This window comes from Nocardia asteroides (genome assembly GCF_021183625.1).
In the GTDB taxonomy this organism is placed as follows: domain Bacteria; phylum Actinomycetota; class Actinomycetes; order Mycobacteriales; family Mycobacteriaceae; genus Nocardia; species Nocardia asteroides_A.
In genome coordinates, this window is record NZ_CP089214.1 from 5559914 (window position 1) to 5572800 (window position 12887).

Annotated in this window: 13 protein-coding genes and 1 tRNA gene; 6 read left to right on the plus strand and 8 right to left on the minus strand. The window is 70.6% G+C overall.

Translation table 11 applies throughout. The annotated features are described in order from the left end of the window. Nucleotides 1–9: 9 nt before the first annotated feature. Nucleotides 10–1908 carry a DNA primase gene (gene dnaG / locus LTT61_RS25675; protein WP_233016594.1) on the plus strand — a complete coding sequence of 633 codons (1899 nt, stop codon included), beginning with the start codon at nt 10–12 and terminating at the stop codon, nt 1906–1908. On the opposite strand, the gene LTT61_RS25680 is transcribed toward dnaG, so the two are convergent. After that, nucleotides 1905–2159 carry a hypothetical protein gene (locus tag LTT61_RS25680; RefSeq protein WP_233016595.1) on the minus strand — a complete coding sequence of 85 codons (255 nt, stop codon included), beginning with the start codon at nt 2157–2159 and terminating at the stop codon, nt 1905–1907. The genes dnaG and LTT61_RS25680 overlap by 4 nt on opposite strands. 167 nt (nt 2160–2326) lie before the next feature. On the opposite strand from LTT61_RS25680, the gene LTT61_RS25685 reads away from it, so the two are divergent. Continuing rightward, nucleotides 2327–2399: transfer RNA gene (locus tag LTT61_RS25685), tRNA-Asn, on the plus strand. A gap of 496 nt (nt 2400–2895) precedes the next feature. Further along, entirely contained in the window at nt 2896–3294 is a 399-nt protein-coding gene (locus LTT61_RS25690) for a hypothetical protein (protein WP_233016596.1), read from the plus strand. 407 nt (nt 3295–3701) lie between these two features. On the opposite strand, the gene LTT61_RS25695 is transcribed toward LTT61_RS25690, so the two are convergent. The 4 genes from LTT61_RS25695 to LTT61_RS25710 all read right to left on the minus strand — a co-directional run bounded on the left by LTT61_RS25695 (nt 3702) and on the right by LTT61_RS25710 (nt 6424). After that, entirely contained in the window at nt 3702–4001 is a 300-nt protein-coding gene (locus LTT61_RS25695; protein ID WP_233016597.1) for a DUF1540 domain-containing protein, read from the minus strand. Between the two features lie 109 nt (nt 4002–4110). Then, nucleotides 4111–4395: a hypothetical protein gene (locus LTT61_RS25700; RefSeq protein ID WP_233016598.1), complete on the minus strand. Its 285-nt coding sequence runs from the start codon at nt 4393–4395 to the stop codon at nt 4111–4113. Nucleotides 4396–4514: 119 nt separating this feature from the next. Then, nucleotides 4515–4775, minus strand: a complete 261-nt coding sequence (locus LTT61_RS25705; RefSeq protein WP_233016599.1) for a LuxR C-terminal-related transcriptional regulator — start codon at nt 4773–4775, stop codon at nt 4515–4517. Nucleotides 4776–5893: 1118 nt separating this feature from the next. Then, the gene (locus tag LTT61_RS25710) at nt 5894–6424 is read right to left on the minus strand and encodes a hypothetical protein (RefSeq protein ID WP_233016600.1); all 531 of its coding nucleotides are present in this window, start codon (nt 6422–6424) and stop codon (nt 5894–5896) included. A gap of 403 nt (nt 6425–6827) precedes the next feature. Between LTT61_RS25710 and LTT61_RS25715 the strand changes: the two genes are divergently transcribed. Together LTT61_RS25715 and LTT61_RS25720 are read left to right on the plus strand one after the other, a co-directional pair. After that, nucleotides 6828–7094, plus strand: coding sequence for a hypothetical protein (locus LTT61_RS25715; RefSeq protein WP_233016601.1), 267 nt, complete (start codon nt 6828–6830; stop codon nt 7092–7094). A gap of 89 nt (nt 7095–7183) precedes the next feature. Continuing rightward, nucleotides 7184–8776 carry an AMP-binding protein gene (locus LTT61_RS25720; protein WP_233016602.1) on the plus strand — a complete coding sequence of 531 codons (1593 nt, stop codon included), beginning with the start codon at nt 7184–7186 and terminating at the stop codon, nt 8774–8776. Nucleotides 8777–8939: 163 nt separating this feature from the next. Here the strand turns inward: LTT61_RS25720 and LTT61_RS25725 are convergent, their stop codons facing one another. After that, complete coding sequence (locus LTT61_RS25725) at nt 8940–9599, minus strand: TetR/AcrR family transcriptional regulator (RefSeq protein ID WP_233016603.1); 660 nt, start codon at nt 9597–9599, stop codon at nt 8940–8942. Between the two features lie 84 nt (nt 9600–9683). Continuing rightward, entirely contained in the window at nt 9684–10424 is a 741-nt protein-coding gene (locus LTT61_RS25730; RefSeq protein ID WP_233016604.1) for a glucose 1-dehydrogenase, read from the minus strand. 84 nt (nt 10425–10508) lie between these two features. On the opposite strand from LTT61_RS25730, the gene LTT61_RS25735 reads away from it, so the two are divergent. Continuing rightward, complete coding sequence (locus LTT61_RS25735; protein WP_233016605.1) at nt 10509–11591, plus strand: diacylglycerol kinase; 1083 nt, start codon at nt 10509–10511, stop codon at nt 11589–11591. Nucleotides 11592–11685: 94 nt separating this feature from the next. Here LTT61_RS25735 and LTT61_RS25740 read toward each other — a convergent pair whose 3' ends face one another. After that, nucleotides 11686–12882 (minus strand): thiolase C-terminal domain-containing protein, encoded by a 1197-nt coding sequence (locus tag LTT61_RS25740; RefSeq protein ID WP_233016606.1) that lies wholly within the window; start codon nt 12880–12882, stop codon nt 11686–11688. Between the last annotated feature and the right edge of the window lie 5 nt (nt 12883–12887).

Below are 12887 nucleotides of genomic sequence, written 5' to 3' on the forward strand. Positions count from 1 at the left end.
ACTCGACCCGTGGCCGGACGACTTCCCGACCGCGATATCGCGGCGATCAGAGAACGCGTCCGGATCGAGGACGTGGTGGGTGAGTACGTCGCGCTGCGCAGTGCCGGGCCGCAGTCCATGCGCGGGCTCTGCCCGTTCCACGACGAGAAGTCGCCGTCGTTCCACGTGCGCCCGCACCTCGGGCTCTTCCACTGCTTCGGCTGCGGCGAGGGCGGCGACGTCTACGCCTTCCTGCAGAAGATCGAGCACATCGGCTTCGTCGAGGCCGTCGAGCAGATGGCCGACCGGCTCGGCTACCGGATCAACTACGAGGGCGGCGGCACCTCGGTGCAGCGCGACCGCGGGACCAGGGCCAGGCTGGTCGCGGCCAACGCCGCCGCGCACGAGTTCTACCAGGCCCAGCTGAACCAGCCGGAGGCCGAGGCCGCCAGGAACTACCTCACCGAGCGCAACTTCGACTCCGCCGCCGCCCGCCAGTTCGGCTGCGGCTACGCGCCGGGTGGCTGGGACGCGCTCAGCAAGCACCTGCTCACCCGCGGCTTCGAGTTCAAGGAGCTGGAGGCCGCCGGGCTCTCCAAGCAGGGCAGGCACGGCCCGATCGACCGCTTCCACCGGCGGCTGCTGTGGCCGCTCCGGAACCTCGGCGGCGACGTCATCGGCTTCGGCGCGCGCAAGCTCTTCGACGACGACACCATGCCGGGCAAGTACGTCAACACGCCGGAAACCCTGCTGTACAAGAAGTCCCAGGTGCTCTTCGGCCTCGACCTGGCCAAGCGCGAGATCGCCAAGGGCCACCAGGCGGTCGTGGTCGAGGGCTACACCGACGTCATGGCCATGCACCTGGCAGGCGTGAAGACCGCCGTCGCCTCCTGCGGCACCGCCTTCGGCGACGACCACATGGCGATCCTGCGCAGGCTGCTCATGGACGACAACTTCTGGCGCGGCGAGATCATCTACACCTTCGACGGCGACGCCGCTGGCCAGGCCGCCGCGGTCAAGGCCTTCTCCGGCGACCAGAAGGTGGCCGGGCAGACCTACATCGCCGTCGCCCCCGACGGCCAGGACCCCTGCGACCTGCGCCAGCACTCCGGCGATGCCGCCCTGCGCGACCTGGTGGCCCGCCGCACCCCGCTCTACGAGTTCGTCATCCGCGGCCTGCTCGCCGAGCACAACCTGGACACCGCCGAGGGCCAGGTCGAGGCGCTGCGCCGCGCCGTCCCGGTGGTCGCGCGGATCAAGGACAACGCGCTGCGCAAGGCGTACGCGACGAAGCTGGCAGGCTGGGTCGGCTGGGACGACATCCAGACCGTCGTGCGCCGCGTCGGCGAGGAGGCCCGCCGCGGCCCCCGCACCGAGCACCGCAGGGCAGGCGCGACCGCGGCCACCCCCGCCCCCCGCCCGGAGCCGAGCCCCCTGGCCGACCCCGCGCTCACCCCGCAGCGCCAGGCCCTCGCCGCCGCGCTGCAGTACCCCGGCATCGCCGGAGCCGCCTTCGACGCCCTGGAACCCGAGGTCTTCACCCACCCCGCCCTGGCCGCCGTCCGCGCCCTCATCGCCGAAGCGGGCGGCACCGCGGCGGGCCTGGACGGCGCCGCCTGGGTCAGCGCCGTCGCCGACCGCGCCGACGACCTCACCCTGCGCGGCCTCATCAGCGAACTGGCGGGCCAGCCGCTCCCGGTGAAAACCGACGCCGACATCCCGCGCTTCGTCACCGGCGTGCTCGCCCGCGCACAGGAGGCCCTGATCGGCAGGCAGATCGCCGAGCTCAAGTCCAAGCTGCAGCGCGTCTCCTCCGCCGACCAGGACTACCTGGCGCTCTTCGGCGACCTCGTCGCGCTCGAGCAATACCGCAAGAGCCTGCTCACACAGGCCATGGGCAACCACGGCGACTTCGCCACCAGCGGCTAGCGCGCCCCGCGTCGCAGCTGATCGTGCGGCACCAGGATCGTGGTGCGCTCGTCCAGCGGCTCCATCGGCTCCAGCTTCTGCTGCGTGCTCAGCCGATCAGACAGCCGCTGCCTGCCGACCAGCACCAGCTTGCGTGTCACCGGGCTCCCGGCGACCGCCCGCGTCGCCGCGGAGATCTGCTCGTACCGCGCCCGTCCCGCCTTGCTACCCAGCACGTACCCGGCCGCGACACCGATGATCAACCGCAGCATGCCTGTGAGCTCCTCCCGATTCGCCTGTCCGCGCCCACCATCCTGCCCGACCCCCGCCCCACCTGTCGATCCGGGCATGTCCGCAGCTAGAACCGCGATTTGGGCTGGCGTCAGTGGATACGCTAAAGTTTCTTCTCGGCCAGCCCGGACAGGGAAGGCCACGCCGATCCCCTATAGCTCAATTGGCAGAGCAGCCGACTGTTAATCGGCAGGTTTCTGGTTCGAGTCCAGATGGGGGAGCATTGAAAAGCCCCTCACCAGCATAAGCAGTGAGGGGCTTCTTCGTGCCCGACGCACTGAACCCCGAACTCGATACTTTCCGATTACAAACAAGTCGCCACTTTCCCTGCGCGTACCGACCGAGCGTCCGGGCCGACCGTCTTGCGCTCCAGGTAGTGCCGCAGCGCGGCACGCAACGACCGCCGGCGTTCGCCAGGCTCATCCAGCCACCGTCGCAGTCGGTGGACACCCTCGCGTTGCCCTTCCGTGCAGGGATGGCCGGTATCAGGAAGCAGGTTCACCAGGCCGACACAGCCTCGGTCGGCCGGCGAGCGAACATGGGGGCCCGCGATGGGCAATGCGCACGGCGCGCGGCACGGATTACCATCATCCCCATCGGGCGAAAGGAGCCGGGGGAGGGGCATCGATGGGTCTGCTCGGCCGCGCGAAGAAGAAGCCCGTTCAGCCGAGGGTGGCTGCCCCGCGGCAGCCCGGAGTGGCTCTACCGTCGCCGAGGGTGAACAGATTCAGTGCGTGGAGCGAAGATTTCCACGACGTGCCCTGGATCGAGGTCGCGCGCTTGTATAGGAGGTTGTCTGAAAGGCATCCCCAATCGCAGCACCTGACCGACATCGTGGACAGCGTCGTGCGCTCCGGCCGTGATCAGGACTTGGCAGCGTCGATGTCGATGCACGATCTGATTGTCACGACCCGGCCGGTGCCCGAAGCGCCGATCGAGGAGGTCGTCGTCCGAGCCCCGGGATCGGTGATCCCGGTAGCCAATGGCACCGTGGTCGTCGAGCGCTTCTCGGATGTCCATCCTGGGCAGATCACCGGCCCGGTCGATGAGGCGGTCCCACTGTTCTGGCAATCCGTCGCTACGGTCTTCGGCATCATGCCACCCTCGACCGACTGAATTGATCGCCCCGAATGTGCGGCACCGGCCCTCTGCGGCGCGGTCCACGCAATTCCGCAATTCCGCAATTGCTCGGCAGCACCGCTCGCTACGAGGTGCCGATGTCGTTCATGATGCGCAGGTTGTCCGTCAGGCCGATTCCGGTGCCATCGCGGGTTGTCAGCGATCGTTGGTGGAGGTGCGCTCGGCGCCGCGGGGTTTGTCGGGCGGTGCCCATCTCAGGGAGGCCGGTCGCCCGTCCGTCGCCCCGGCTGCCCTCCCTTCGAGGCCGAGGAGAATGCGCTGGCGGCGGCTCCCGATCAGGTCGCCGAGAGCGCACGCCTCTACCTCAGGACTGGCTGCAGGTCCGGGGGGCGACGCACGAACGGGCGGCGCCTTGGTGAGGGCCGCCCGCCGGGGAGCGAAGGTCAGGAGGGGGAGTAGGTGAGGCAGTTGGCCGAGTGGTCACCCGAGCCGATGCCGACGCGGATGTCCGGCGCACTGCACTCCAGGTTCCGGTTGTGCGTGCAATCGGCGCGCTGGCAGGCGCCGACCATGGAGGTGACGCGCTCCAGGCCGCCCTTGCTGGAGAGCGGGATGAAGGTGGTGCAGTCGGCGGAGCCGTTCTCGCCCGCGACATTGATCGCGAAGGCGTGGCAGCCGTCGTGGTTGTACGAGCAATCGCTCACCGTACATTCGCTGACGTGCGGCATTTCCATCGTCGTCATGAATTCCTCCGTGCGGTCGAAGGGCCGCGAACAGGTCGTATCGCGGGTTTCCGAGTCGATCGTAGATCGGTTCGCGGCGGAGAAACAGCAAGGTCAGGCTTGCCTCATGTCATACGGGCAAATTATGGGCGAACTTCCAGATGGAAACTTGAGCAGGGATGACCGGCCGGTCCGAGGCCACGTGGCGGAAGCCACGGTGGTGAATGGCGCCGACCCGGTCGTGCTCGGCTTCGATCGCGGTCGGCCGCGTGCCGCGGAGCCGGTCGATGCGCCGGTCGAACGGGTCGCCGACCTCGACGCCGATCGCCACCGCGCCGAGCCCCTCGAGGATGTCCTCGATTCGGGTGGCGAAGGCTGGCGCATCGGTCGTCCGGGGCGTTGGCGAGTTTCCCATCGGCGGCGCTGCGGAGGTGCTGCGCGGTGTGCACGCAGTTGGCGTGTGGTGAGCGGCCCCGGTGCCGCGAGGGGTTGGGGGTGGGTCACTGTGCTCTTCACTCTTCACGGAAGGGGTCGTCAGAGGTCGTCGATATCGACCAGCGCATCCTGCAGGGCGCGGGCGACGAGCGCGGCCTTGGTCGGCGCTGGGCGGCCGACCGCCGCGTACTTTTCCCGTATCCGGGAGAGGTGGGTGTTGATCGTGCCCTGGGAGATGAAGAGCCGCTTGCCCGCCTCGGTCTTCGAGTCGGACTCGAACCAGGCGAGGAGCACCTCGATCTCACGGGTGCTGAGTGCGGGCCGGATGCCGAACGGGTCGTAGGCCGGGGTCATGGTCATGCGTTTTTCCTTCGTGGAGATCCCGCACCGACCGGCACGCGCCCGAATCCGGCGAATGGTTCAGAACCAGCGGCCCTTCGGATCGCGGAAGCACACCCGGAGCGCGAGGCCGCTGAGCAGCGCGAGCCCGAAGTAGACACCGAGCCGGATCATGTCGCCGGACTCGTCGATGCCTCCGGAATGCGCTCCCCAGGGGTGGTCCCGCGAAGATCTCGGCGATCAGCAGGAGGGGCACGGCGATCCGGGCCCATCTGCGGTTTGGGCGCCGGCGCGTCGTGCCGACGGCCTGATCGCCACCGTAGTTCGTGACGACATCGCTGGTTCCGCGAGCGGTGTTGGACGGCTGACTATGCGGGATCCGCCCGGTCGGCAGAACGGGGTACTGCGCTGAACCGGGCTGTTGCCGATAGGTATACCGCGGACCGTCGGGTGGGACATCAGTGGCCGCCCTGGATCGTCACGGTCTGGTTGCCGTAGTGGTTGATGACGATACTGCTGGCGCGGTCCGCGTAGTTGCTCGTACTGCCGGTCGGTACCTCCTGTCGTGGTTGGTCGGGGGGGTCCGGTCTCGCGCAGCAGCCGCTGCACGAGACCGGTGATATTCGAGTCTGTCTGCCGGTGCCCGATGCGCCAGAACTGCGAGCGCGCCAGCAGTGCGATATCGGCGGGCACGAGCTCCGGTGCCGGCATCGGGGTCTCACCCGGCAGTACCGGGATCACCGGAATCTTCCTCTCGTAGGCGGTGCGCAGTTCGTAGCGCACCAGTCGGTGGGGTCGTCGATGCGGCGGGCACCGCTCGCGTCCGAGCCGGACCACAGCGGCCCGATCACGGCGACCACCGCGTCGCCCGCGGCGAGCGCCCCCGGATCGGGGCGGTGTAGACCGTGCCGAGCTGATCGAATCGTCGGCGCGGAAAACGTGATCCCGGCCGAATCTCTCGGCCAGGGGTTTCCAGATCTCGGCGACCGCGAAGGCACTGTCCGCGCTGCGGTAGCTCAGAAAGATGTCGGTCAAGGGGATGTGCTCCTGTCTGCTTCGATGATGCGGTGTCGCGGGCGATGGGGGGAGTGGTTGCCCGTTGCATGCTCGAACACGCAACGGGGCAACGGGGCAACGGCTCAGCGCTTGCCGATGGTGTCGGCGAGCGCGGTCTGGATGCGGTGCAGCGCCGGATCGTCGCGGAAGCGGCGCACGGTGCGCTGGAATTCCTGCAGATCGGCCCGGATGGTCATCGAATCGACCGCCCGGATGATGTCGAGCAGTGGCGCCATGAGCGCGGAGGCGCGGGCGATGTTGCCGAGTTTCGCGTGCGCGAGGGCCTGCCTGGTCCCGAACCGGGCGCGATCCCGATCGGACTGCCCGCCCGCCTCCAGGGCACGCATGGCGTTGCCCTCGTCGCCGCCGAGCGCGTGCCCCTGCGCCGCGCCGAGCGCCGCGAGCCAGCGGATCCGCGGCTGGATCGCACTGTTGCCGACCAGTTGCGCGGTGAGCGCGATGGTCGCCGACGAGTCGGCCTGGTACAGGCTCAGCACCGCCTTCGGGACCAGCGAATAGCTCAGCATGCTGGAATCGCCCGCGGCGCAGGTGAGTTCGACGGCGTACTCGGTCCGCCAGCTCGCACCGCGATTGTCCCCGGCCTCCTGCGCCATCCAGCCGGTGAACTCGGCGGTGCGCGCGGCGTGGTGCAGCAGCGGGTCAGGTGCTCCGGCGCGCCACGGCGCGCCGCCGCGGTGGCGACTGGGTCTGGCTGATCACCAGCGGCAGTGCCAGGCCCGGGCTCGCGCTCCGGCCGAGCAGCCTGGCCTGGTCGAAGACCGCAGTGAGGCCGGGAACCAGGTCTGGGAAACGCAGGCGATGTTCTGCGCAACGCGGTGCGGCCACCGGACGGCTCCACGGTCACCGGGAGCGGCCTCGTCCGCGGGGCGACGGCGCGGGGGGTTGCCCGCGAACTGGTCGTGCGCATAGCCCCGGCGCGGCGGCGACGCCAGGTACGTCGAAACCGGTGGCGATCCGATCTACGCGGTCACCGCGGCTGCCGCGGCGTGGGCGCAGATGTTCCGGCAGGCCCTCGAGCTGCTCGCCGGTGCGGAGCCCGGGGAGGTGAGCGCCTGGCAGCGAGCCCGCTTCCTGCTCTGCCAGGCGCCGGTCATGAAGCGCGGCACCGATGCGGTGATCCGCACCTTCCTGGTCGGCGCGTTGCTGTTCGAGCAGCCTCCGGTGCTGGCCCAGGACGCTGACCTGCGCTGCCTGGTACTCGGTCAGGATGCGGCCACGAGGATGCCCGCCGATCCCGCCGGAATCTCCCGATCGAGTAAATAGAACGTGTTATAGTTTCGACCGTCCGCCGGCCGGGTTGCGCCGTGGCCGTGGTCCGGCGCAACCGAGAAGAACGCGCCGAGAGGGGCACGATGAACACACCTGCGCCGAGCCGGGAGCCCGATCCGCTGCACCGGGAGCCGTTGCCGGTGGATCTGCTGATCCGCTCGCTGGACCGCTATGCCGATCGGACCGCCGTGCACATCGGCGACGAGACGCTGACCTATCGCGAGGTGCGGGATCGGATCAGCACCTTCGCGCAGGCGTATCGGGCGCTCGGGCTCGGCGTCGGCAGCCGGGTGGCGCTGCTCTCGGCGAACCGGCCGGAGGTGCTGTTCACGCAGGGGGCGAACGGCGTTGTCGGGGTGCGCTTCGTGTCGCTGCATCCGATGGGGTCGCTGGACGACCACTCGTACGCGCTGGCGGACGGCGATATCGAGACGCTGATCTACGACCCGGACAAGTACGAGGAGCGGGCGGCGCAGCTGGCGGCGGCGGTGCCGAGCCTGAAGACCCTGCTCGCGCTCGGGCCGACCGAGGCGGGGACGGATCTGATCGCCACCGCGGCCGGGTTCGAGCCGGTGCCGCTGACGGCGCCGGACGTGTCGCTGAACGACACCGGGAGCCTGGCCTATACCGGCGGCACCACCGGCAAGTCCAAGGGCGTCATGCTCAGCTACCGGGGCGCGGCCGCGCTGCTGCGCATCCAGATGGCGGAGTGGCAGTGGCCCGCCCAGACCCGCTTCCTGGTCTGCACGCCGCTGAGCCACGCGGGCGGCGCGTTCTGGAATCCGACCAGCCTGCAGGGCGGGTCGATCGTGGTGCTGCCCGGGTTCAGCCCGGCGGCGGTGCTCGCGGCGATCGAGAAGTACCGGATCACCTCGACCATGCTGGTGCCGACCATGCTCTACGCGCTGCTCGATTACCCGGAGCTGGACTCCTACGACCTGTCCAGCCTGGAGACGGTCTTCTACGGCGCCTCGGCGATCTCGCCGACCCGGCTGGCCGAGGCGATCCGGAGGTTCGGCCCGATCTTCTTCCAGTTCTACGGCCAGGCCGAGAGCCCGATGACGATCTCGGTGCTGCGCAAGGAGGACCACGACCTGGACAAGCCGGAGCGGCTGGCCTCCTGCGGGAAGCCGGTGCCGTGGCTGCACGTGGCGCTCCTCGACGACCAGGGCAATGCGGTGCCCGACGGCGAGCCGGGCGAGGTCTGCGTGCGCGGGCCGCTGGTCATGCAGGGGTACCTGAACAAGCCGGAGCAGACGGCGGAGGCGACCCAGTTCGGCTGGCTGCACACCGGTGACATCGCGCGGCAGGACGCGGAGGGGTTCCTCTACATCGTCGACCGCAAGAAGGACATGATCGTCTCCGGCGGCTTCAACGTGTACCCGCGCGAGGTGGAGGACGTGCTCTCGGCGCATCCGGCGGTGAGCGCCGCCGCGGTGATCGGGGTGCCGGACGACAAGTGGGGCGAGGCGGTCAAGGCGGTGGTGGTGCTGCGCGAGGGGCAGCGGGTCGCCGTCGAGGAGCTGCAGGCGCTGGTCAAGGAGCGCAAGGGGGCGGTGTACACGCCGAAGTCGGTCGACTTCGCGGCGAGCATTCCGGTGAGCCCGCTCGGCAAGCCGGACAAGAAGGCGCTGCGCGCGCAGTACTGGGGCGAGTCGGCGCGTCAAGTGAACTGAGCGGATCATGCTGCCGGACAGCGGTTTCCGGGCACGGCGGGGTGCCGTGCCCGGGGGCGCGCGGGTGTCGCCGGGCAGGCGGGGCGCACCGGACATGCCGCACCCCGGCCGGTATCGCCGCGGCCGAGCGCGGCAAGGGCGCAGGATCGGGCCGGGTGCGGCCTCAGCGGTCCGGCGGACCCGCGAGAATCGCGGTGACGGTGTCGAGCAGCTCCGCCAGCACCTCCTCGGCGGTGAGGTGGGTGCCGCTGAGCGCGAGGATGTCGCGCAGCCGGTCCCGGTCGCCGAGGGTCTGGAAGGTGAAGGTCATCGCCTGGGTGAGGCGGAAGCGCACCGTGCGGGGTGGCAGGTCGGGGTGCAGCCGGGTGAGCAGCTCGGTGAAACGCACGGCCTGCGCGGTGAACTCCTCGGTCACCTGGCGGAGCGCGCCGTGGTTGACGGTGATCACGTCGGCGACGACGGTGACCCAGTCGCCGCCGCCCGCCGCCATGGCCTCGGCGACCGGGCGGACGAAGGCATCGGCAAGGGCGCGGGCGGCGGGCTCGCTCGCCTCGGCGGCGTCGAGCAGCTCGGCGCGGCGCACCGAGATCTCCCCGCCGCGCGCCCGGATCACGGCCCGGACGAGGGCATCCTTCGAGCCGAAGTGGTAGTGCACCGACGCGACATTCGCGCCCGCCGCGGCCATCACGGCGCGCAGCGAGACGGCGTCGATGCCGCGTTCGGCGAAGAGCCGCTCGGCGGCGGCCACCAGCCTGCGGTCGGTGGACAGGGTGGCGTCCGCGCGCGGCGCGCCGGACTCCGCCGTTTCCCGCCCTGCAGTCACGGAATCGACCCTAGCGCCCCGCGCCCGGCCCGGGAGACCGGCGCGGGGCGCGGCGCTGCCGTCATCCCCGGCGCGGTGCCCGGCCTACGAGGTCTTGTGCGGCACGCCGACGACGAGCCCGCCGTCCACGACGAACTCGGCCCCGGTGGCGTAGGACGACTCGTCGCCGGCCAGGAAGAGCACGAAGGTCGCGACCTCCTCCGGCGCGGCCGGGCGGCCCATCGGGATGGTGACCATGTCGTCCGGGATGTTCTCGGTCATGGGGGTGCGGATCAGCCCGGGGTGCAGCGAGTTCACCCGGATGCCGAGCGGCGCCAGCTCCAGCGCGGCCGACTTGGCCAGGCCGCGCACGCCCCACTTGGTGGCGACGTAGCCGTGCGCCCACGGCGCCCCGCGCAGCCCCTCGATCGAGGAGACGTTGATGATCGAGCCGGTGCCCGCCTTCTTCATGGCGGGCACGACGGCGCGCAGGCCGAGGAAGGTGCCGGTCAGGTTGACGTCCAGGATGCGGCGCCACTGCTCCAGGTCGAACTTGTGGATGGGCGCGCCGTTCACGATGCCCGCGTTGTTCACCAGCACGGTCAGCGAGCCGAACTCCTGCACGGCGACGGCGACGGCGGCGTCCCACTCCTCGGGCTGGGTGACGTCGAGGTGGACGTAGCGCGCGCCGGCGCCGATCTCCTCGGCCAGCGCCTTGCCCTCGTCGTCCAGGATGTCGCCGATGACGACCTGCGCGCCCTCGGCCACCAGCAGCCTGGCGTGCGCGGCGCCCATGCCCCTCGCACCGCCACTGATGAGTGCAACTTTGCCGTCAACGCGTCCCATGGCCCGACGCTACCATAGGATCTGGAACACATTCCAGACAGATTTCCAGACAGGTGCTCGGGCACCGTCGGCAGAGGAGATTCCATGCCCATCCGCGTCGTCCACATCGCTACCGGGAACGTGGGCGCGCTGGCGCTGCGCCAGCTCGTCACCGACCCGCGCTTCGAGCTCGCCGGGCTCGCGGTCGCCACCCCGGGCAAGGTCGGGAAGGACGCGGGGGAGCTGGCCGGGCTCGACGTGGTCACCGGCATCACCGCGGTGGACGACCTGGACGCGCTGCTCGCGCTGGAGCCGGACTGCGCGGTCTACTGCGCCATGGGCGACACCAGGCCGATGGAGGCGCTGGAGGACTGCCTGAAGTTCCTGGCCGCGGGGGTGAACGTGGTCGGCTCGGCGCCGGTGTCGTTCCAGTACCCGTGGCAGGTGCTGCCGCAGAAGGTGATCGACCGGGTGCAGCAGACGGCGGTGGACGGCGGGGCGAGCTTCTTCGTCACCGGGGTGGACCCGGGGTTCGCGAACGACCTGATCCCGTTCGCGCTCGCCTCCACCTGTCAGCGGATCGAGCAGGTGCGCTGCCTGGAGATCGCGGACTACGCGACCTACGACGGCGCGACGGTGATGTTCGACGTCATGGGGTTCGGCAAGCCGCTGGACGAGGTGCCGCTGCTGTTGCTGCCCGGGGTGCTCACCATCGCGTGGGGGTCGACGCTGCGGCAGCTGGCGGCGGGGTTCGGGATCGAGCTGGACGAGATCACCGAGAGCTACGAGCGGGAGCCGGCGCCGGAGGCGTTCGACATCGCGGCCGGGCACGTGCCGAAGGGTGGGGTGGCGGCGCTGCGCTTCGAGATCGTCGGGCGGGTCGACGGGCATCCGGCGATCGTGGTGGAGCACGTGACGCGGCTCCGCGACGACCTGCGGCCGGATTGGGCGCGGCCGGCGCAGGAGGGCGGGTCGTACCGGGTGGAGATCACGGGGGAGCCGTCGTACACCGTGGATATCTGCCCGACCAGCGAGCTCGGCGATCACAACCACGCCGCGATCGTGGCGGCGGCGGGGCGGATCGTGAACGCGATCCCCGACGTCGTCGCGGCGGAGCCGGGCTTGCGGACCACCGCGGAGCTGCCGCTGGGTACCGGCAGGGGAGTGTTCGCGGTTCCCGCGAAGTGAGGAATCGGGCCGGCCGGGGATTCGGCCGGCCCGGCAGCCATCGGGGCGGAACCACCCGCGCGGCCCGGCTCGGGGTCGTCGCCGCGTCGGCCACCTACCCCTGCGGGCCGCGGTACAGCGTCACCGCGCAGGCTCCGCCGAGACCGAGGTTGTGCGCCAGCCCGATCCGGGCGCCCGCAACCTGCCGTCCCTGCGCCAACCCGCGCAACTGCCAGGACAACTCGGCGCACTGCGCCAGCCCGGTCGCGCCGAGCGGATGCCCCTTGGAGATCAGCCCCCCGGACGGGTTCACCACCCACCGCCCGCCGTACGTGGTCGCCCCGGACTCCACCAGCGCCCCGGACTCGCCCGGCGCGCACAACCCGAGCGCCTCGTAGGTGAGCAGCTCGTTGATCGAGAAGCAGTCGTGCACCTCGAGCACGTCCACCTCCTCGATGCCGACCCCGGCCGCCTCGAAGACCTGCCGCCCGGCCCGCCGCGTCATGGGCGTGCCGACCACGTCGATCATCGACCCGCTCGCGAAGGATTCGGCGTCGTCGGTGACGAGCGCCTGCGCCGCGATCTCCACCGCCTGCCCGCCGAGCCCGTGCTCATCGACGAACCGCTCGCTCGCGATCACCGCGGCGGCGGCGCCGTCGGACATGGGGGAGCACTGCGAGCGGGTGAGCGGGTCGTGCACCGGCTTGTCGGCGAGCACCTGCTCGATTGTGTAGGCGTTTTGGAACTGGGCGTACGGGTTGCGCGTCGAGTGCTCGTGGTTCTTCACCGCGACCGCGGCCAGCTGCTCCCGCGTGGTGCCGTGCGTGCGCATGTGCTCGGCCGCGGCGGCGCCGAAGAACTGGGTGGTGAGCGGCGCGGTGCCGAACCCGGCCGCGGCCTTCAGTGCCGCCAGGTGCCGGTCGATGGTGGTCACCGCGGGCCGCGCCCCCGACCCGGCCATGGCCTCCCTGGTCATCTGCTCGAAGCCGACGGCGAGGGTCACGTCGGCGGCGCCGAACCGCACCCACTCCTGGGCGAGCAGCAGCGCGGAGGTGCCGGTGGCGCAGTTGTTGTTGACGTTCACCGCGGGAATTCCGGTCAGCCCGACCTCGTACAGCGCGCGCTGGCCCGCGGTGGAGGGCTGGAAGACGTAGCCGACGGCCGCGCGCCGCACCCGGTCGTAGCCGATGCCCGCGTCGCCGAGCGCGCCGTTCACCGCCTCGGCCACCATCTGCGGGTAGGTCCAGTCGCGGCTCTGGATCTTCTCGAACCTGGTCATTCCGACGCCGACGACGTAGGCCCGGTTGGTCATGCGTT

What these genes read in the sequence shown, in the direction of transcription:
- LTT61_RS25730 (WP_233016604.1), bottom strand. Translation starts at nt 10,424, where the DNA reads ATGGGACGCGTTGACGGCAAAGTTGCACTCATCAGTGGCGGTGCGAGG.
- LTT61_RS25680 (WP_233016595.1), bottom strand. Translation starts at nt 2,159, where the DNA reads ATGCTGCGGTTGATCATCGGTGTCGCGGCCGGGTACGTGCTGGGTAGC.
- LTT61_RS25720 (WP_233016602.1), top strand. Translation starts at nt 7,184, where the DNA reads ATGAACACACCTGCGCCGAGCCGGGAGCCCGATCCGCTGCACCGGGAG.
- LTT61_RS25715 (WP_233016601.1), top strand. Translation starts at nt 6,828, where the DNA reads ATGTTCCGGCAGGCCCTCGAGCTGCTCGCCGGTGCGGAGCCCGGGGAG.
- LTT61_RS25710 (WP_233016600.1), bottom strand. Translation starts at nt 6,424, where the DNA reads ATGGCGCAGGAGGCCGGGGACAATCGCGGTGCGAGCTGGCGGACCGAG.
- LTT61_RS25695 (WP_233016597.1), bottom strand. Translation starts at nt 4,001, where the DNA reads ATGACGACGATGGAAATGCCGCACGTCAGCGAATGTACGGTGAGCGAT.
- LTT61_RS25705 (WP_233016599.1), bottom strand. Translation starts at nt 4,775, where the DNA reads ATGACCATGACCCCGGCCTACGACCCGTTCGGCATCCGGCCCGCACTC.
- LTT61_RS25740 (WP_233016606.1), bottom strand. Translation starts at nt 12,882, where the DNA reads ATGACCAACCGGGCCTACGTCGTCGGCGTCGGAATGACCAGGTTCGAG.
- LTT61_RS25700 (WP_233016598.1), bottom strand. Translation starts at nt 4,395, where the DNA reads ATGGGAAACTCGCCAACGCCCCGGACGACCGATGCGCCAGCCTTCGCC.
- LTT61_RS25735 (WP_233016605.1), top strand. Translation starts at nt 10,509, where the DNA reads ATGCCCATCCGCGTCGTCCACATCGCTACCGGGAACGTGGGCGCGCTG.